General features: G+C 50.5%; 27 protein-coding genes. 26 read left to right on the top strand and 1 reads right to left on the bottom strand.

The features are described 5' to 3' along the window. Nucleotides 1–9 precede the first annotated feature (9 nt). From tuf to bfr, 3 genes are all read left to right on the top strand, one after another. Nucleotides 10–1,194 (top strand): elongation factor Tu, encoded by a 1,185-nt coding sequence (tuf, locus tag J2125_RS09080; RefSeq protein WP_209499485.1) that lies wholly within the window; start codon nucleotides 10–12, stop codon nucleotides 1,192–1,194. A gap of 186 nt (nucleotides 1,195–1,380) precedes the next feature. Then, a complete protein-coding gene (gene bfd / locus J2125_RS09075; protein ID WP_017799058.1) occupies nucleotides 1,381–1,575 on the top strand; it encodes a bacterioferritin-associated ferredoxin in 195 nt (64 codons plus the stop codon). An 84-nt stretch (nucleotides 1,576–1,659) separates the two neighbouring features. Next, nucleotides 1,660–2,136: a bacterioferritin gene (gene bfr / locus J2125_RS09070; RefSeq protein WP_017799057.1), complete on the top strand. Its 477-nt coding sequence runs from the start codon at nucleotides 1,660–1,662 to the stop codon at nucleotides 2,134–2,136. On the opposite strand, the gene J2125_RS09065 is transcribed toward bfr, so the two are convergent. Further along, on the bottom strand, nucleotides 2,120–2,908 hold the full coding sequence (locus tag J2125_RS09065) for a prepilin peptidase (protein ID WP_017799056.1): 789 nt from the start codon (nucleotides 2,906–2,908) through the stop codon (nucleotides 2,120–2,122). The two genes, bfr and J2125_RS09065, sit on opposite strands and share 17 nt — an antisense overlap. A gap of 406 nt (nucleotides 2,909–3,314) precedes the next feature. Between J2125_RS09065 and rpsJ the strand changes: the two genes are divergently transcribed. The 23 genes from rpsJ (at nucleotide 3,315) to rpmJ (ending at nucleotide 13,970) form a co-directional block, all read left to right on the top strand. Beyond that, the gene (rpsJ, locus tag J2125_RS09060; RefSeq protein ID WP_009639175.1) at nucleotides 3,315–3,626 is read left to right on the top strand and encodes a 30S ribosomal protein S10; all 312 of its coding nucleotides are present in this window, start codon (nucleotides 3,315–3,317) and stop codon (nucleotides 3,624–3,626) included. A 32-nt stretch (nucleotides 3,627–3,658) separates the two neighbouring features. Then, nucleotides 3,659–4,288, top strand: a complete 630-nt coding sequence (gene rplC / locus J2125_RS09055; protein WP_017799055.1) for a 50S ribosomal protein L3 — start codon at nucleotides 3,659–3,661, stop codon at nucleotides 4,286–4,288. A gap of 10 nt (nucleotides 4,289–4,298) precedes the next feature. Further along, nucleotides 4,299–4,904, top strand: a complete 606-nt coding sequence (gene rplD, locus J2125_RS09050) for a 50S ribosomal protein L4 (RefSeq protein ID WP_017799054.1) — start codon at nucleotides 4,299–4,301, stop codon at nucleotides 4,902–4,904. Then, nucleotides 4,901–5,203: a 50S ribosomal protein L23 gene (gene rplW, locus J2125_RS09045; RefSeq protein ID WP_017799053.1), complete on the top strand. Its 303-nt coding sequence runs from the start codon at nucleotides 4,901–4,903 to the stop codon at nucleotides 5,201–5,203. The genes rplD and rplW overlap by 4 nt, the downstream gene beginning before the upstream one ends. A gap of 17 nt (nucleotides 5,204–5,220) precedes the next feature. Next, entirely contained in the window at nucleotides 5,221–6,042 is an 822-nt protein-coding gene (gene rplB, locus J2125_RS09040; protein WP_017799052.1) for a 50S ribosomal protein L2, read from the top strand. A gap of 16 nt (nucleotides 6,043–6,058) precedes the next feature. After that, the gene (gene rpsS / locus J2125_RS09035; protein ID WP_017799051.1) at nucleotides 6,059–6,337 is read left to right on the top strand and encodes a 30S ribosomal protein S19; all 279 of its coding nucleotides are present in this window, start codon (nucleotides 6,059–6,061) and stop codon (nucleotides 6,335–6,337) included. A gap of 14 nt (nucleotides 6,338–6,351) precedes the next feature. Then, complete coding sequence (rplV, locus tag J2125_RS09030) at nucleotides 6,352–6,684, top strand: 50S ribosomal protein L22 (RefSeq protein ID WP_017799050.1); 333 nt, start codon at nucleotides 6,352–6,354, stop codon at nucleotides 6,682–6,684. A gap of 17 nt (nucleotides 6,685–6,701) precedes the next feature. Then, on the top strand, nucleotides 6,702–7,400 hold the full coding sequence (gene rpsC / locus J2125_RS09025; RefSeq protein WP_017799049.1) for a 30S ribosomal protein S3: 699 nt from the start codon (nucleotides 6,702–6,704) through the stop codon (nucleotides 7,398–7,400). An 11-nt stretch (nucleotides 7,401–7,411) separates the two neighbouring features. Then, nucleotides 7,412–7,822 carry a 50S ribosomal protein L16 gene (gene rplP / locus J2125_RS09020; RefSeq protein WP_015962145.1) on the top strand — a complete coding sequence of 137 codons (411 nt, stop codon included), beginning with the start codon at nucleotides 7,412–7,414 and terminating at the stop codon, nucleotides 7,820–7,822. Next, nucleotides 7,822–8,013 (top strand): 50S ribosomal protein L29, encoded by a 192-nt coding sequence (rpmC, locus tag J2125_RS09015; RefSeq protein ID WP_004160585.1) that lies wholly within the window; start codon nucleotides 7,822–7,824, stop codon nucleotides 8,011–8,013. Before rplP ends, rpmC begins: the two co-directional genes overlap by 1 nt. After that, nucleotides 8,013–8,267 carry a 30S ribosomal protein S17 gene (gene rpsQ, locus J2125_RS09010; RefSeq protein WP_017799048.1) on the top strand — a complete coding sequence of 85 codons (255 nt, stop codon included), beginning with the start codon at nucleotides 8,013–8,015 and terminating at the stop codon, nucleotides 8,265–8,267. The genes rpmC and rpsQ overlap by 1 nt, the downstream gene beginning before the upstream one ends. A 171-nt stretch (nucleotides 8,268–8,438) precedes the next feature. Then, nucleotides 8,439–8,810: a 50S ribosomal protein L14 gene (gene rplN, locus J2125_RS09005; RefSeq protein WP_002438705.1), complete on the top strand. Its 372-nt coding sequence runs from the start codon at nucleotides 8,439–8,441 to the stop codon at nucleotides 8,808–8,810. A gap of 10 nt (nucleotides 8,811–8,820) precedes the next feature. Next, nucleotides 8,821–9,135 carry a 50S ribosomal protein L24 gene (gene rplX, locus J2125_RS09000; protein WP_017799047.1) on the top strand — a complete coding sequence of 105 codons (315 nt, stop codon included), beginning with the start codon at nucleotides 8,821–8,823 and terminating at the stop codon, nucleotides 9,133–9,135. A gap of 14 nt (nucleotides 9,136–9,149) precedes the next feature. After that, entirely contained in the window at nucleotides 9,150–9,689 is a 540-nt protein-coding gene (gene rplE / locus J2125_RS08995; protein WP_017799046.1) for a 50S ribosomal protein L5, read from the top strand. Nucleotides 9,690–9,703: 14 nt separating this feature from the next. Further along, entirely contained in the window at nucleotides 9,704–10,009 is a 306-nt protein-coding gene (rpsN, locus tag J2125_RS08990) for a 30S ribosomal protein S14 (RefSeq protein ID WP_026111426.1), read from the top strand. Between the two features lie 33 nt (nucleotides 10,010–10,042). Next, nucleotides 10,043–10,435 (top strand): 30S ribosomal protein S8, encoded by a 393-nt coding sequence (rpsH, locus tag J2125_RS08985; RefSeq protein WP_017799044.1) that lies wholly within the window; start codon nucleotides 10,043–10,045, stop codon nucleotides 10,433–10,435. A 12-nt stretch (nucleotides 10,436–10,447) separates the two neighbouring features. Beyond that, nucleotides 10,448–10,981: a 50S ribosomal protein L6 gene (rplF, locus tag J2125_RS08980; RefSeq protein ID WP_017799043.1), complete on the top strand. Its 534-nt coding sequence runs from the start codon at nucleotides 10,448–10,450 to the stop codon at nucleotides 10,979–10,981. Nucleotides 10,982–10,990: 9 nt separating this feature from the next. Then, on the top strand, nucleotides 10,991–11,344 hold the full coding sequence (gene rplR / locus J2125_RS08975; protein ID WP_017799042.1) for a 50S ribosomal protein L18: 354 nt from the start codon (nucleotides 10,991–10,993) through the stop codon (nucleotides 11,342–11,344). 14 nt (nucleotides 11,345–11,358) lie between these two features. Next, a complete protein-coding gene (gene rpsE / locus J2125_RS08970; protein ID WP_017799041.1) occupies nucleotides 11,359–11,859 on the top strand; it encodes a 30S ribosomal protein S5 in 501 nt (166 codons plus the stop codon). Nucleotides 11,860–11,864: 5 nt separating this feature from the next. After that, nucleotides 11,865–12,044 carry a 50S ribosomal protein L30 gene (gene rpmD / locus J2125_RS08965; RefSeq protein ID WP_004160569.1) on the top strand — a complete coding sequence of 60 codons (180 nt, stop codon included), beginning with the start codon at nucleotides 11,865–11,867 and terminating at the stop codon, nucleotides 12,042–12,044. Between the two features lie 3 nt (nucleotides 12,045–12,047). After that, the gene (gene rplO / locus J2125_RS08960) at nucleotides 12,048–12,482 is read left to right on the top strand and encodes a 50S ribosomal protein L15 (protein WP_017799039.1); all 435 of its coding nucleotides are present in this window, start codon (nucleotides 12,048–12,050) and stop codon (nucleotides 12,480–12,482) included. A 7-nt stretch (nucleotides 12,483–12,489) separates the two neighbouring features. Further along, a complete protein-coding gene (gene secY / locus J2125_RS08955; RefSeq protein ID WP_017799038.1) occupies nucleotides 12,490–13,821 on the top strand; it encodes a preprotein translocase subunit SecY in 1,332 nt (443 codons plus the stop codon). Between the two features lie 32 nt (nucleotides 13,822–13,853). Next, complete coding sequence (gene rpmJ, locus J2125_RS08950; protein WP_013204118.1) at nucleotides 13,854–13,970, top strand: 50S ribosomal protein L36; 117 nt, start codon at nucleotides 13,854–13,856, stop codon at nucleotides 13,968–13,970. Nucleotides 13,971–13,989: the final 19 nt, after the last annotated feature.

The raw sequence follows: 13,989 nt of genomic DNA, 5'->3' as shown, positions 1-13,989 counted from the left end.
AATATCGCCGTGGCTAAAGAAAAATTTGAACGTAACAAACCGCACGTCAACGTTGGTACTATCGGCCACGTTGACCACGGTAAAACTACTCTGACTGCAGCAATCACTACCGTACTGGCTAAAACCTACGGCGGTTCTGCACGTGCATTCGATCAGATAGATAACGCGCCAGAAGAAAAAGCTCGTGGTATCACCATCAACACTTCTCACGTTGAGTATGACACCCCAGCTCGTCACTACGCGCACGTTGACTGCCCGGGACACGCCGACTACGTCAAAAACATGATCACCGGTGCTGCACAGATGGACGGCGCTATCCTGGTTGTTGCTGCGACTGACGGCCCTATGCCTCAGACCCGTGAGCACATCCTGCTGGGTCGCCAGGTTGGCGTTCCTTACATCATCGTGTTCCTGAACAAATGTGACATGGTTGATGACGAAGAGCTGCTGGAACTGGTTGAGATGGAAGTACGTGACCTGCTGTCACAGTACGACTTCCCAGGCGACGACACCCCTATCGTTCACGGTTCAGCGCTGAAAGCACTGGAAGGTGAAGCTGAGTGGGAAGCTAAAATCGTTGAGCTGGCTGGCTACCTGGATTCTTACATCCCGGAACCAGAGCGTGCGATTGATAAGCCGTTCCTGCTGCCTATCGAAGACGTATTCTCCATCTCCGGCCGTGGTACTGTTGTTACCGGTCGTGTAGAGCGCGGTATCGTTAAAGTAGGTGAAGAAGTTGAAATCGTTGGTATCAAAGATACCGTGAAATCAACTTGTACCGGCGTTGAAATGTTCCGCAAACTGCTGGACGAAGGCCGTGCTGGTGAGAACGTTGGTGTTCTGCTGCGTGGTATCAAACGTGAAGATATCGAACGTGGTCAGGTTCTGGCTAAACCAGGTTCAATCAAACCTCACACTCAGTTCGAGTCTGAAGTTTATATCCTGTCTAAAGACGAAGGCGGCCGTCATACTCCGTTCTTCAAAGGCTACCGTCCACAGTTCTACTTCCGTACAACTGACGTGACCGGTACCATCGAACTGCCAGAAGGCGTTGAGATGGTAATGCCTGGTGACAACATCAAAATGGTTGTTACCCTGATCCACCCAATCGCGATGGATGACGGTCTGCGTTTCGCAATCCGTGAAGGCGGCCGTACTGTTGGTGCGGGCGTTGTTGCTAAAGTTATCGCTTAATTGCCGATAATTTGAGGTGGCCGGGAGACTGGCCACAGCAATAAACCAGAGCATTAAAAAAGAGCACTTCGGTGCTCTTTTTTTTGCCTGAAATACATGGGCGTTGTCGCCATTCTATGCATAGAGATTGAAATAAAAACGATTCGCATTTACACTATTGATCAGAAATTGTACTGGAGTAAATAAATGTACGTCTGTTTGTGTAATGCCGTCAGTGATAAAGCCATTCGTGAAGTGGTTCGCCGTTACCAGCCCAAATCTATTCAGCATCTTCGCCAGTTTGTCCCGGTAGGCAAGCAGTGTGGTAAATGCGTTCGCGCCGCGCGTGAAATTATGGATGAAGAGTTGCAACACTCTCCGCAGTACAAAGAGATCGCCTGACAATAACCCTGCTTTTCGTCATGGAATTTTGACTTCCTTCAAACCGCATCTACGCTGATATTAACTGGAAGCGGAGGAAGCAAAATGAAGGGCGATACTAAAATCATAAGTCATCTCAACAAATTGTTAGGAAATGAACTGGTAGCGATTAACCAGTACTTCCTGCATGCGCGAATGTTCAAAAATTGGGGACTGATGCGTCTGAATGATATTGAGTACCATGAATCAATTGATGAAATGAAGCATGCGGACAAATACATTGAACGTATCCTTTTTCTTGAAGGCATTCCTAACCTGCAGGATCTTGGCAGATTGCGTATTGGTGAGGATGTTGAAGAGATACTGAAGTCTGACCTGGTGCTTGAGCTGGAAGGGGCGAAGGATCTGCGCGAGGCGATTGCTTACGCAGATAAGGTTCACGATTATGTCAGCCGCGATATGATGATCGAAATCCTGGCGGATGAAGAGCACCATATCGATTTTCTTGAAACTGAACTCGATCTTATCGTCAAAATCGGTGTTCAGAACTACCTGCAGTCACAAATCAAAACAGCCAGTTAAGCCAGTCAGTTTCCCCATTTTGTTGAGCAATAAGCACCAACCATCCGGCAATCGACAGGCATGGCCCGAAAGGTTGCAGGATGGTTTTCTCGCAGCGCACTTTTTTCCCCAGCCAGATAGCAATGCCCGTCGCTGCCGCCAGTGTCGCCACCAGCGGCAGCTCAGACACGCCGGTCCATGCACCAATGGCCGCAAAATATTTGCTGTCTCCCCGGCCCAGGCCTTCATGCTTACGCGCCAGACGGTATAGCCAGGAGAGCAGCCAGAAACTGAGATAGCCGCAGATCGCGCCGCTGACCGCTTGCTGCAGATGCAGGCAGGAGAGTTGCAGGTTAAACAGCAAGCCGCACCATAACAGTGGCAGAGTCAGAACATCAGGTAATAACAGATGGCGCCGATCGATTTCGCTAAGCACCGCCGCCGCGCAGCTAAAAAGAGTCAGCCAGGCAAACAGGGCAGGGCGCTGGCAGCCGATAGCCAGCAGCGCCAGTAACAGCCCAGTCAGTAATTCGATATAGCAGGGGTAAGCGCCAATCGCCTGCCGGCAATAGCGGCAGCGACCGCGTAGCCACAGCCAGCTGATCAGCGGCAGCAGATCCGCCAGTCGGAGGGGATGGCCGCAGCAATTGCAACGGGAAGCGGGATGGCACAGTCGTTGTAACCAGCAACGGCCGGTGGCGCAGGCAGGGAAGCGCTCAATCGCCAGACCCAGAAAACTTCCCAACAGGGCGCCGATTATCAGTGCGGGTGCAACGAGCAGCCAGTTATCCATAACGCCTCCCGGTAAATTGCAGTGCAGCATAAAATGGCAGCCTGCGGGTTGTCACGGCATGCCAGCGGGCAGATCACCAAACCGGAATGCGGCGCATAACAGCAGATGATTAATTGCGGTGTTTACTGCGGCGGATTTGAGACTGATTCCAGATATCCGTGTGACAAAGTGGATTATGGGTTGCTTCCTGAGCAGATCTACGTATAATGCGCGGGCTTGTCATTGTCATCTTGATGTCAGCGACAGGCGCGATTCAATCTGAATCGCATGGCCGGATGCTAACGCGTCTCGCCACACAATACTCCCGATAGGGGAGTTATGTACCGAACGATTACACTCCTCCATCAATCGTAATGGATGTGGGTAGTAATTTTTGTCGTTTATAAATAATTGGAGCTCTGGTCTCATGCAGAACCAAAGAATCCGTATCCGTCTTAAAGCGTTTGATCATCGTTTAATCGATCAATCAACTGCGGAAATCGTTGAGACCGCCAAGCGCACTGGTGCGCAGGTTCGTGGTCCAATCCCGCTGCCAACCCGCAAAGAGCGCTTTACCATTCTGATCTCTCCGCACGTCAACAAAGACGCGCGTGATCAGTATGAAATTCGCACTCACAAGCGTCTGGTTGACATCGTTGAGCCAACTGAGAAAACGGTTGATGCTCTGATGCGTCTGGATCTGGCTGCTGGTGTTGACGTGCAGATCAGCCTGGGTTAATCAGGTCATTGAGCGATTGAGAGGTTGAAACAATGATTGGTTTAGTCGGTAAAAAAGTGGGTATGACCCGTATCTTCACTGAAGATGGCGTTTCTATCCCTGTAACCGTGATCGAAATTGAAGCAAACCGCGTTACTCAGGTCAAAGGCCTGGAAAACGACGGTTACACTGCTGTGCAGGTAACTACCGGTGCTAAAAAAGCAAACCGTGTAACTAAGCCTGAAGCAGGTCATTTTGCTAAAGCTGGTGTTGAAGCTGGCCGTGGTCTGTGGGAATTCCGTACCGCTGAAGGCGAAGAATTCACCGTAGGTCAGAGCATTAATGTCGATATTTTCGCTGACGTGAAAAAAGTTGACGTGACTGGTACGTCCAAAGGTAAAGGTTTTGCCGGTACTGTAAAGCGCTGGAACTTCCGTACTCAGGATGCTACCCACGGTAACTCCTTGTCTCACCGCGTTCCGGGTTCTATCGGTCAGAACCAGACTCCGGGCAAAGTGTTCAAAGGCAAGAAAATGGCAGGACAGCTGGGTAACGAACGCGTAACCGTTCAGAGCCTGGACGTTGTGCGTGTTGACGCTGAGCGCAACCTGCTGCTGGTTAAAGGTGGAGTCCCCGGTGCTACCGGTTGTGACCTTATCGTTAAACCAGCTGTGAAGGCGTAAGGGGATAGCTATGGAATTAGTATTGAAAGACGCGCAAAGCGCGCTGACTGTTTCCGAAACTACCTTCGGTCGTGATTTTAACGAAGCGCTGGTACACCAGGTTGTTGTTGCTTATGCAGCAGGTGCCCGTCAAGGTACCCGTGCTCAGAAGACTCGTGCTGAAGTAACTGGTTCCGGTAAGAAGCCGTTTCGTCAGAAAGGCACCGGCCGTGCGCGTGCGGGTACTGTAAAAAGCCCAATCTGGCGTTCAGGTGGTGTGACCTTCGCTGCGAAGCCACAGGACCACAGTCAAAAAGTTAACAAAAAGATGTACCGCGGCGCGCTGAAAAGCATCCTGTCCGAACTGGTACGTCAAGAACGTCTGATCGTTGTCGAGCAGTTCTCTCTGGAAGCACCTAAAACTAAGTTGCTGGTAGAGAAGCTGAAAGACATGGCTCTGGAAGACGTGCTGATCATCACTGGCGAACTGGAAGAGAACCTGTTCCTGGCCGCGCGTAACCTGTACAAGGTTGACGTACGTGATGCAGCGGGTATCGACCCAGTAAGCCTGATCGCCTTCGACAAAGTCGTTATGACTGCTGACGCAGTTAAGCAAGTTGAGGAGATGCTGGCATGATCCGTGAAGAACGTCTGCTGAAAGTACTGCGCTCGCCGCACGTATCTGAAAAAGCATCTGCTGCGATGGAAAAAACTAACACCATCGTTCTCAAAGTTGCGACAGACGCGACCAAAGCAGAAATCAAAGCCGCTGTGCAGAAACTTTTCGAAGTTGAAGTCGAAGTCGTTAATACCCTGCTGGTTAAGGGTAAATCTAAACGTCATGGACAGCGTATTGGTCGTCGTAGCGACTGGAAAAAAGCTTACGTCACCCTGAAAGAAGGCCAGAATCTGGACTTCGCAGGCGGCGCTGAGTAAGTCGGAGGAGAAGAACAATGGCAATTGTTAAATGTAAACCGACATCTCCGGGTCGTCGTCACGTAGTTAAAGTGGTGAACCAGGAGCTGCACAAGGGCAAACCATTTGCCCCGCTGGTTGAAAAAAACAGCAAGTCTGGCGGCCGTAACAACAATGGTCGTATCACTACCCGTCATATCGGTGGTGGTCACAAGCAGGCTTACCGTATTGTTGACTTCAAACGCAACAAAGACGGTATCCCGGCTACTGTTGAACGTCTTGAGTACGATCCGAACCGCTCCGCGAACATCGCGCTGGTTCTGTACAAAGATGGTGAACGCCGTTATATCCTGGCCCCTAAAGGCCTGAAAGCTGGCGACCAGATTCAATCTGGCGTTGATGCTGCGATCAAAGCAGGTAACACCCTGCCGATGCGTAACATTCCAGTGGGTTCTACCGTACACAACGTAGAAATGAAACCAGGCAAAGGCGGTCAGATTGCTCGCTCTGCTGGTGCTTACGTGCAGATCGTTGCGCGTGAAGGTTCTTACGTTACCCTGCGTCTGCGTTCTGGTGAAATGCGTAAAGTCGAACTTGACTGCCGCGCGACCCTGGGCGAAGTCGGCAACGCTGAGCATATGCTGCGCGTTCTGGGTAAAGCCGGTGCAACTCGTTGGCGTGGTATTCGTCCTACCGTTCGCGGTACTGCGATGAACCCAGTCGATCACCCGCACGGTGGTGGTGAAGGTCGTAACTTTGGTAAGCACCCGGTAACCCCGTGGGGCGTTCAGACCAAAGGTAAGAAGACCCGTAGCAACAAGCGTACTGATAAATTTATCGTACGTCGCCGTAGCAAATAATTTTAGAGGATAAGCCATGCCACGTTCTCTCAAGAAAGGTCCTTTTATTGACCTGCACTTGCTGAAGAAGGTAGAGAAAGCGGTGGAAAGCGGTGACAAGAAGCCCCTGCGTACTTGGTCCCGTCGTTCAACGATCTTTCCTAACATGATCGGTTTGACCATCGCTGTCCATAATGGTCGTCAGCACGTTCCAGTTTTTGTTTCCGACGAAATGGTTGGTCACAAACTGGGCGAATTTGCGCCGACTCGTACTTATCGCGGTCACTCGGCTGACAAAAAAGCCAAGAAACGCTAAGGCAGGAGGAAGAGATGGAAACTATAGCTCAACATCGCCACGCTCGTTCTTCTGCTCAGAAGGTTCGCCTGGTGGCAGACCTTGTACGCGGTAAGAAAGTGTCGCAGGCCCTGGATATTCTGACCTACACCAATAAGAAAGCGGCTGTAATGGTTAAGAAGGTTCTGGAATCTGCCATTGCTAACGCCGAACACAACGATGGCGCTGACATTGATGATCTGAAAGTCGCGAAAATCTTCGTCGACGAAGGCCCAAGCATGAAGCGCATTATGCCTCGTGCAAAAGGTCGTGCAGATCGCATCCTGAAGCGCACCAGCCACATTACTGTGGTTGTGTCCGATCGCTGAGACTCTGGAGACTAGCAATGGGTCAGAAAGTACATCCTAATGGTATTCGACTGGGTATTGTTAAAGCCTGGAACTCTACCTGGTTCGCAAATACCAAAGAATTCGCTGACAACCTGGACGGCGATTTCAAAGTCCGTCAGTTCCTGACTAAAGAACTGGCAAAAGCGTCCGTATCTCGTATCGTTATCGAGCGCCCGGCGAAGAGCATCCGTGTGACTATTCACACCGCTCGTCCTGGTATCGTGATCGGTAAGAAAGGCGAAGACGTAGAAAAACTGCGCAAGGTCGTAGCGGATATCGCTGGCGTTCCTGCACAGATCAATATCGCCGAAGTCCGTAAACCGGAACTGGACGCTAAATTGGTTGCTGACAGCATCACTTCACAGCTGGAGCGTCGTGTGATGTTCCGTCGTGCGATGAAGCGTGCTGTACAGAACGCAATGCGTCTGGGCGCTAAAGGTATTAAAGTTGAAGTCAGTGGCCGTCTGGGCGGTGCAGAAATCGCGCGTACCGAATGGTACCGTGAAGGCCGCGTGCCATTGCACACCCTGCGTGCTGACATTGACTACAACACCTCTGAAGCGCACACCACTTATGGTGTAATCGGCGTTAAGGTATGGATCTTCAAAGGCGAGATCCTGGGTGGTATGGCTGCTGTTGAACAACCGGAACCGGCTGCTCAACCTAAAAAGCAGCAGCGTAAAGGCCGTAAGTAAGGAGATCGCTGATGTTACAACCAAAGCGTACAAAATTCCGTAAAGTGCATAAAGGCCGCAACCGTGGTCTGGCGCAGGGTACGGATGTTAGCTTCGGTACTTTCGGTCTGAAAGCTGTTGGCCGTGGTCGTCTGACTGCCCGTCAGATCGAAGCAGCACGTCGTGCTATGACCCGTGCAGTTAAGCGTCAAGGTAAGATCTGGATCCGAGTATTCCCGGACAAACCGATCACCGAGAAGCCGCTGGAAGTGCGTATGGGTAAAGGTAAAGGTAACGTAGAGTATTGGGTTGCCTTGATCCAGCCTGGTAAAGTCCTGTATGAAATGGACGGCGTATCAGAAGAGCTGGCCCGTGAAGCATTCAAGCTGGCAGCAGCAAAACTGCCTATCAAAACCACCTTTGTAACTAAGACGGTGATGTAATGAAAGCAACAGAGCTGCGTGAAAAAAGCGTTGAAGAGCTGAACACAGAGCTACTTAACCTGCTGCGTGAGCAGTTCAACCTGCGCATGCAGGCGGCATCTGGCCAGTTGCAACAGACTCATGTTCTGAAGCAAGTGCGTCGTGATGTTGCACGCGTTAAGACTTTACTGACTGAGAAGGCGGGTGCGTAATGACCGATAAAATCCGTACTCTGCAAGGTCGTGTCCTGAGCGACAAAATGGAGAAATCCATTGTTGTGGCGATTGAACGTTTTGTGAAACACCCTATCTACGGTAAATTCATCAAACGTACGACCAAACTGCACGTACATGACGAGAACAACGAATGTGGTATCGGCGACGTGGTTGAAATCCGCGAATGCCGTCCACTGTCCAAGACTAAGTCCTGGACGCTGGTTCGCGTTGTAGAGAAAGCGATTCTGTAATAGAATCCCCTCTCTAAAAAATAAGATAAACGGCTCGGCTTAGTCGAGCCGTTTATTTTTTCTACCCATATGCGAGAACCGGTGTTATAATGCCGCGCCCTCAATTATGGGGCTTTCAAACGACCTGTTTACAGGTCCCGAAGTAGTAGTTGACATTAGCGGAGCACTAAAATGATCCAAGAACAGACTATGCTGACCGTCGCCGACAACTCCGGTGCACGTCGCGTAATGTGTATCAAGGTTCTGGGTGGCTCGCACCGTCGCTACGCAGGCGTAGGCGACATCATCAAAATTACCATCAAGGAAGCAATTCCTCGCGGTAAGGTTAAGAAGGGTGATGTGCTGAAGGCGGTAGTGGTGCGCACCAGGAAGGGTGTTCGTCGCCCGGACGGTTCTGTCATTCGCTTCGATGGTAATGCATGCGTTATTTTAAATAATAACAGCGAGCAACCTATCGGTACGCGTATTTTTGGGCCGGTAACTCGTGAACTTCGTAATGAAAAGTTCATGAAAATTATCTCTCTGGCACCAGAAGTACTCTAAGGAGCGAGCAATGGCAGCTAAAATCCGTCGCGATGACGAAGTTATCGTGCTGACCGGTAAAGATAAAGGTAAGCGCGGTAAAGTTAAAAATGTCCTGTCTTCTGGCAAGGTCATTGTTGAAGGTATCAACCTGGTTAAGAAACACCAGAAGCCGGTTCCGGCCTCTAACCAACCAGGTGGCATCGTTGAAAAGGAAGCTGCTCTGCAGATTTCTAACGTTGCACTCTTCAACACGGCTACCGGCAAGGCAGACCGTGTAGGCTTTAGATTCGAAGACGGCAAAAAAGTCCGTTTCTTCAAGTCTAACAGCGAAACTATCAAGTAATTTGGAGTAGTACGATGGCGAAACTGCATGATTACTACAAAGACGAGGTAGTCCAAAAACTCATGACTGAGTTTGGCTACAATTCTGTCATGCAAGTCCCTCGGGTCGAGAAGATCACCCTGAATATGGGTGTGGGTGAAGCGATCGCTGACAAGAAACTGCTGGATAACGCAGCAGCTGATCTGACAGCAATCTCCGGTCAAAAGCCGTTGATCACCAAAGCACGCAAATCTGTTGCAGGCTTCAAAATCCGTCAGGGCTATCCGATCGGCTGTAAAGTGACTCTGCGTGGCGAGCGCATGTGGGAGTTCTTTGAGCGTCTGATTTCTATTGCTGTTCCACGTATCCGTGACTTCCGTGGCTTGTCCGCTAAGTCATTCGATGGTCGCGGTAACTACAGCATGGGCGTTCGTGAGCAGATCATCTTCCCAGAAATCGACTATGACAAAGTCGATCGCGTTCGTGGTTTGGATATTACCATTACCACTACTGCGAAATCTGACGATGAAGGCCGTGCACTGCTGGCTGCCTTTGACTTCCCGTTCCGCAAGTAAGGTAGGGTTACTTCATGGCTAAGCAATCGATGAAGGCACGCGAAGTCGTTCGCGTAAAACTGGCTGATAAATTTCGCGCAAAACGCGAAGAATTGAAAGCTATCATCTCTAGTGTGAACTCATCCGACGAAGAACGTTGGGATGCTGTTCTCAAGCTGCAGACTCTGCCGCGTGATTCCAGCCCGTCCCGTCAGCGTAACCGCTGCCGCCAAACTGGTCGTCCGCACGCTTTCCTGCGGAAGTTCGGTCTGAGCCGTATTAAAGTCCGTGAAGCCGCTATGCGCGGTGAAATTCCGGGCCTTAAAAAGGCTAGCTGGTAATTGTCACCAATTGAATCACGGGAGTAAAGACAGATGAGCATGCAAGATCCGATCGCGGATATGCTGACCCGTATCCGTAACGGTCAAGCCGCGAACAAAGTTGCGGTCACCATGCCTGCCTCCAAGCTGAAAGTGGCAATTGCCAACGTGCTGAAGGAAGAAGGCTATATTGAAGAATTTAAAATCGAAGGCGACACCAAGCCAGAACTGGAACTGACTCTTAAGTATTTCCAGGGCAAGGCAGTGGTAGAGAGCATTCAACGTGTAAGCCGCCCAGGTCTGCGTATTTATAAACGCAAAGACGAACTGCCTAAAGTTATGGCTGGTTTGGGTATTGCCGTTGTTTCTACCTCTAAAGGTGTTATGACTGATCGTGCAGCGCGCCAGGCAGGTCTTGGTGGCGAAATTATCTGCTACGTAGCTTAATCGGAGGAATATATGTCTCGTGTTGCTAAAGCACCAGTCGTGATTCCTGCCGGCGTAGAGGTAAAACTCAACGGTCAGGTAATTTCGATTAAAGGTAAAAACGGCGAGCTGACTCGTACTATCAATGATGCTGTTGAAGTTAAATCTGAAGACAACAAATTGACTTTCGCTCCACGCGAAGGTTTTGTTGACGGATGGGCGCAGGCGGGTACTTCTCGCGCGCTGCTTAACGCAATGGTTATCGGTGTTACCGAAGGCTTCACTAAGAAGCTGCAGCTGGTTGGTGTAGGTTATCGTGCGGCCATTAAAGGCAACGCGGTGAGTTTGGCCCTGGGCTTCTCTCATCCTGTTGAACATGCGCTGCCAGCGGGTATTACTGCTGAATGTCCAACTCAGACTGAGATCGTGCTGAAAGGCGCTGATAAACAGCTGATTGGTCAGGTAGCAGCGGATATTCGCGCCTACCGTCGTCCTGAGCCTTATAAAGGCAAGGGTGTTCGTTACGCCGACGAAGTCGTGCGTACCAAAGAGGCTAAGAAGAAGTAAGGTAACACTATGGATAAGAAATCTGCTCGTATCCGTCGTGCGACCCGCGCACGTCGCAAGCTCAAAGAGCTGGGTGCAACTCGCCTGGTAGTACATCGTACTCCGCGTCATATTTACGCACAGGTCATTGCTCCGAACGGTTCTGAGGTTTTGGTTGCTGCTTCTACTGTAGAAAAAGCTATCACTGAACAACTGAAGTATACCGGCAACAAAGACGCTGCGGCTGCTGTGGGTAAAGCACTGGCCGAACGCGCTATCGAAAAAGGCATTAAAAATGTTTCTTTCGACCGTTCCGGTTTCCAATATCATGGTCGCGTCCAGGCACTGGCAGATGCTGCTCGTGAAGCTGGCCTTCAGTTCTAAGGTAGAGGTGTAAGATGGCACACATCGAGAAACAAGCTGGCGAACTGCAGGAAAAGCTGATCGCGGTAAACCGTGTATCTAAAACTGTAAAAGGTGGTCGTATTTTCTCCTTCACAGCATTGACTGTGGTAGGTGACGGTAACGGTCGCATTGGTTTTGGTTACGGCAAAGCGCGTGAAGTTCCGGCAGCAATCCAGAAAGCGATGGAAAAAGCCCGTCGCAATATGATTAACGTCGCGCTGACCAACGGCACCCTGCAGCACCCTGTTAAAGGTGTGCACACGGGTTCCCGCGTGTTCATGCAGCCGGCTTCCCAGGGTACCGGTATTATTGCCGGTGGTGCAATGCGCGCCGTTCTGGAAGTCGCTGGAGTTCATAACGTACTGGCTAAAGCCTACGGTTCCACCAACCCGATTAACGTGGTTCGTGCAACTCTGGATGGCCTGGCGAATATGAGTTCTCCAGAAATGGTCGCTGCCAAGCGTGGTAAATCCGTTGAAGAAATTCTGGGGTAATGACCATGGCAAAGACTATTAAAATTACTCAAACCCGCAGTTCGATCGGTCGTTTGCCGAAACACAAGGCAACGCTGCTTGGCCTGGGTCTGCGTCGTATTAACCACACCGTAGAGCGTGAAGACACGCCAGCAGTACGCGGCATGGTTAACGCGATTTCCTACATGGTTAAAGTGGAGGAGTAACAGATGCGTTTAAATACTCTGTCTCCGGCCGAAGGGTCTAAACACGCACCGCGTCGAGTGGGTCGTGGTATTGGTTCTGGCCTCGGTAAAACCGGTGGTCGTGGTCACAAAGGTCAGAACTCTCGTTCTGGCGGTGGCGTACGTCGCGGTTTTGAAGGTGGTCAGATGCCTCTGTACCGCCGTCTGCCGAAATTCGGCTTCACCTCTCGCAAAGCAATGGTTACGGCAGAAGTTCGTCTGTCTGACCTGGCGAAAGTTGAAGGCGGAATCGTTGACCTGAACACGCTGAAAGCGGCAAACATTATCGGTATTCAGATTGAGTTCGCTAAGATCTTTCTGTCTGGCGAAGTTTCTGCTCCGGTAACGGTTCGCGGTCTGCGTGTCACTAAAGGCGCTCGTGCTGCAATCGAAGCTGCTGGCGGTAAAATTGAGGAATAAGTAGCAGATGGCTAAGCAACCGGGATTAGATTTTCAAAGTGCCAGAGGCGGTTTTGGCGAACTAAAACGCAGACTTCTGTTTGTGATTGGTGCGCTGATTGTCTTCCGCATTGGTTCTTTTATTCCGATCCCTGGTATCGATGCCACTGTACTTGCCAAACTGCTTGAGCAACAGCGTGGCACCATCATTGAAATGTTTAACATGTTCTCTGGTGGTGCTCTGAGCCGTGCTTCTATTTTTGCTCTGGGTATCATGCCGTATATTTCGGCGTCGATTATTATCCAGCTGCTGACGGTGGTTCATCCCGCCCTGGCAGAGATCAAGAAAGAAGGGGAGGCTGGCCGTCGTAAGATCAGCCAGTACACCCGTTACGGTACTCTGGTACTGGCTATATTTCAGTCTATCGGTATTGCTACCGGTTTACCGAATATGCCTGGAATGCAGGGCCTGGTGTTAAACCCGGGTCTGCCATTCTACTTTACCGCTGTTGTGAGTCTGGTCACCGGGACAATGTTCCTGATGTGGCTGGGCGAACAGATTACTGAGCGAGGTATCGGCAACGGTATCTCAATCATTATCTTCGCTGGTATTGTTGCGGGATTGCCGCCGGCCATTGGCCATACTATCGAGCAAGCGCGGCAAGGCGACCTGCACTTCCTCCTGTTGCTGTTGGTTGCAGTTCTCGTATTTGCAGTGACCTTCTTCGTTGTTTTCGTTGAGCGTGGTCAACGCCGCATTGTGGTGAACTATGCGAAACGTCAGCAAGGCCGTCGTGTCTATGCTGCGCAGAGCACACATCTGCCGTTGAAAGTGAATATGGCGGGCGTAATCCCGGCAATCTTCGCTTCCAGCATCATCCTGTTCCCAGCGACCATCGCGTCCTGGTTCGGGGGCGGTACCGGTTGGAACTGGTTAACGACTATTTCGATGTATTTACAACCAGGTCAGCCGTTGTATGTGTTACTCTATGCGACTGCAATCATCTTCTTCTGTTTCTTCTATACGGCGTTGGTTTTCAACCCGCGAGAAACAGCAGATAACCTGAAGAAGTCTGGTGCATTTGTACCAGGAATTCGTCCGGGAGAGCAAACGGCGAAGTACATCGATAAAGTAATGACTCGACTGACCTTAATCGGCGCCTTGTACATTACTTTCATCTGCCTAATCCCGGAGTTCATGCGTGATGCGATGAAAGTTCCATTCTACTTCGGCGGTACATCACTGCTGATCGTAGTCGTGGTCATCATGGACTTTATGGCTCAAGTGCAAACTCTGATGATGTCAAGTCAGTACGAGTCTGCTCTGAAGAAAGCAAACCTGAAAGGCTACGGCCGTTAATCAGGCGCTTGAAGAAGTTACGGAGAGAAAAAATGAAAGTTCGTGCTTCCGTCAAGAAATTATGTCGTAACTGCAAAATCGTACGTCGCGAAGGTGTTGTGCGTGTGATTTGTAGTGCCGAGCCAAAGCATAAACAGCGCCAAGGCTGATTTTCACATATTTTTCTTG

Origin of the sequence: Winslowiella toletana, from assembly GCF_017875465.1 — a bacterium.
Taxonomy (GTDB): Bacteria; Pseudomonadota; Gammaproteobacteria; order Enterobacterales; family Enterobacteriaceae; genus Erwinia; species Erwinia toletana.
The sequence above is the reverse complement of the archived record's forward strand: the minus strand, read 5'-3'. Positions and strand labels throughout refer to the sequence as shown.

Bases quoted from the DNA above. Each gene is read 5' to 3' on its own strand.
- bfd (WP_017799058.1), top strand. From the start codon at position 1,381: ATGTACGTCTGTTTGTGTAATGCCGTCAGTGATAAAGCCATTCGTGAA.
- bfr (WP_017799057.1), top strand. From the start codon at position 1,660: ATGAAGGGCGATACTAAAATCATAAGTCATCTCAACAAATTGTTAGGA.
- J2125_RS09065 (WP_017799056.1), bottom strand. From the start codon at position 2,908: ATGGATAACTGGCTGCTCGTTGCACCCGCACTGATAATCGGCGCCCTG.
- rpsJ (WP_009639175.1), top strand. From the start codon at position 3,315: ATGCAGAACCAAAGAATCCGTATCCGTCTTAAAGCGTTTGATCATCGT.
- rplC (WP_017799055.1), top strand. From the start codon at position 3,659: ATGATTGGTTTAGTCGGTAAAAAAGTGGGTATGACCCGTATCTTCACT.
- rplD (WP_017799054.1), top strand. From the start codon at position 4,299: ATGGAATTAGTATTGAAAGACGCGCAAAGCGCGCTGACTGTTTCCGAA.
- rplW (WP_017799053.1), top strand. From the start codon at position 4,901: ATGATCCGTGAAGAACGTCTGCTGAAAGTACTGCGCTCGCCGCACGTA.
- rplB (WP_017799052.1), top strand. From the start codon at position 5,221: ATGGCAATTGTTAAATGTAAACCGACATCTCCGGGTCGTCGTCACGTA.
- rpsS (WP_017799051.1), top strand. From the start codon at position 6,059: ATGCCACGTTCTCTCAAGAAAGGTCCTTTTATTGACCTGCACTTGCTG.
- rplV (WP_017799050.1), top strand. From the start codon at position 6,352: ATGGAAACTATAGCTCAACATCGCCACGCTCGTTCTTCTGCTCAGAAG.
- rpsC (WP_017799049.1), top strand. From the start codon at position 6,702: ATGGGTCAGAAAGTACATCCTAATGGTATTCGACTGGGTATTGTTAAA.
- rplP (WP_015962145.1), top strand. From the start codon at position 7,412: ATGTTACAACCAAAGCGTACAAAATTCCGTAAAGTGCATAAAGGCCGC.
- rpmC (WP_004160585.1), top strand. From the start codon at position 7,822: ATGAAAGCAACAGAGCTGCGTGAAAAAAGCGTTGAAGAGCTGAACACA.
- rpsQ (WP_017799048.1), top strand. From the start codon at position 8,013: ATGACCGATAAAATCCGTACTCTGCAAGGTCGTGTCCTGAGCGACAAA.
- rplN (WP_002438705.1), top strand. From the start codon at position 8,439: ATGATCCAAGAACAGACTATGCTGACCGTCGCCGACAACTCCGGTGCA.
- rplX (WP_017799047.1), top strand. From the start codon at position 8,821: ATGGCAGCTAAAATCCGTCGCGATGACGAAGTTATCGTGCTGACCGGT.
- rplE (WP_017799046.1), top strand. From the start codon at position 9,150: ATGGCGAAACTGCATGATTACTACAAAGACGAGGTAGTCCAAAAACTC.
- rpsN (WP_026111426.1), top strand. From the start codon at position 9,704: ATGGCTAAGCAATCGATGAAGGCACGCGAAGTCGTTCGCGTAAAACTG.
- rpsH (WP_017799044.1), top strand. From the start codon at position 10,043: ATGAGCATGCAAGATCCGATCGCGGATATGCTGACCCGTATCCGTAAC.
- rplF (WP_017799043.1), top strand. From the start codon at position 10,448: ATGTCTCGTGTTGCTAAAGCACCAGTCGTGATTCCTGCCGGCGTAGAG.
- rplR (WP_017799042.1), top strand. From the start codon at position 10,991: ATGGATAAGAAATCTGCTCGTATCCGTCGTGCGACCCGCGCACGTCGC.
- rpsE (WP_017799041.1), top strand. From the start codon at position 11,359: ATGGCACACATCGAGAAACAAGCTGGCGAACTGCAGGAAAAGCTGATC.
- rpmD (WP_004160569.1), top strand. From the start codon at position 11,865: ATGGCAAAGACTATTAAAATTACTCAAACCCGCAGTTCGATCGGTCGT.
- rplO (WP_017799039.1), top strand. From the start codon at position 12,048: ATGCGTTTAAATACTCTGTCTCCGGCCGAAGGGTCTAAACACGCACCG.
- secY (WP_017799038.1), top strand. From the start codon at position 12,490: ATGGCTAAGCAACCGGGATTAGATTTTCAAAGTGCCAGAGGCGGTTTT.
- rpmJ (WP_013204118.1), top strand. From the start codon at position 13,854: ATGAAAGTTCGTGCTTCCGTCAAGAAATTATGTCGTAACTGCAAAATC.